A 1,646-nucleotide genomic window follows, 5' to 3' on the forward strand; every position below is an offset into this window, starting at 1 on the left:
CACTACAAAGGCAGGTTCTTTAAGGTAAGGAGGTGATCCAACCGCAGGTTCCCCTACGGTTACCTTGTTACGACTTCACCCCAGTCATGAATCACAAAGTGGTAAGCGCCCTCCCGAAGGTTAAGCTACCTACTTCTTTTGCAACCCACTCCCATGGTGTGACGGGCGGTGTGTACAAGGCCCGGGAACGTATTCACCGTGGCATTCTGATCCACGATTACTAGCGATTCCGACTTCATGGAGTCGAGTTGCAGACTCCAATCCGGACTACGACATACTTTATGAGGTCCGCTTGCTCTCGCGAGGTCGCTTCTCTTTGTATATGCCATTGTAGCACGTGTGTAGCCCTGGTCGTAAGGGCCATGATGACTTGACGTCATCCCCACCTTCCTCCAGTTTATCACTGGCAGTCTCCTTTGAGTTCCCGGCCTAACCGCTGGCAACAAAGGATAAGGGTTGCGCTCGTTGCGGGACTTAACCCAACATTTCACAACACGAGCTGACGACAGCCATGCAGCACCTGTCTCACAGTTCCCGAAGGCACTTTCGCATCTCTGCAAAATTCTGTGGATGTCAAGACCAGGTAAGGTTCTTCGCGTTGCATCGAATTAAACCACATGCTCCACCGCTTGTGCGGGCCCCCGTCAATTCATTTGAGTTTTAACCTTGCGGCCGTACTCCCCAGGCGGTCTATTTAACGCGTTAGCTCCGGAAGCCACTCCTCAAGGGAACAACCTCCAAATAGACATCGTTTACGGCGTGGACTACCAGGGTATCTAATCCTGTTTGCTCCCCACGCTTTCGCACCTGAGCGTCAGTCTTTGTCCAGGGGGCCGCCTTCGCCACCGGTATTCCTCCAGATCTCTACGCATTTCACCGCTACACCTGGAATTCTACCCCCCTCTACAAGACTCAAGCCTGCCAGTTTCGAATGCAGTTCCCAGGTTGAGCCCGGGGATTTCACATCCGACTTGACAGACCGCCTGCGTGCGCTTTACGCCCAGTAATTCCGATTAACGCTTGCACCCTCCGTATTACCGCGGCTGCTGGCACGGAGTTAGCCGGTGCTTCTTCTGCGGGTAACGTCAATGAAAATGGTTATTAACCATTCTCCCTTCCTCCCCGCTGAAAGTACTTTACAACCCGAAGGCCTTCTTCATACACGCGGCATGGCTGCATCAGGCTTGCGCCCATTGTGCAATATTCCCCACTGCTGCCTCCCGTAGGAGTCTGGACCGTGTCTCAGTTCCAGTGTGGCTGGTCATCCTCTCAGACCAGCTAGGGATCGTCGCCTTGGTGAGCCGTTACCTCACCAACAAGCTAATCCCATCTGGGCACATCCGATGGCAAGAGGCCCGAAGGTCCCCCTCTTTGGTCTTGCGACGTTATGCGGTATTAGCTACCGTTTCCAGTAGTTATCCCCCTCCATCGGGCAGTTTCCCAGACATTACTCACCCGTCCGCCACTCGTCAGCAAAGCAGCAAGCTGCTTCCTGTTACCGTTCGACTTGCATGTGTTAGGCCTGCCGCCAGCGTTCAATCTGAGCCATGATCAAACTCTTCAATTTAAGTTTGATGCTCAAAGAATTAAACTTCGTAATGAATTACGTGTTCACTCTTGAGACTTGGTATTCATTTATTGTCCGA

Annotated in this window: 1 rRNA gene; it reads right to left on the reverse strand. The window is 52.6% G+C overall.

Going from position 1 to position 1,646, the window contains the following annotated elements:
* Window positions 1-25 precede the first annotated feature (25 nt).
* Window positions 26-1,567, reverse strand: a 16S ribosomal RNA gene (locus tag QNN88_RS22760).
* Window positions 1,568-1,646 lie beyond the last annotated feature (79 nt).

The organism is Citrobacter sp. ANG330 (assembly GCF_047467925.1).
Lineage (GTDB): Bacteria > Pseudomonadota > Gammaproteobacteria > Enterobacterales > Enterobacteriaceae > Citrobacter_A > Citrobacter_A amalonaticus_G.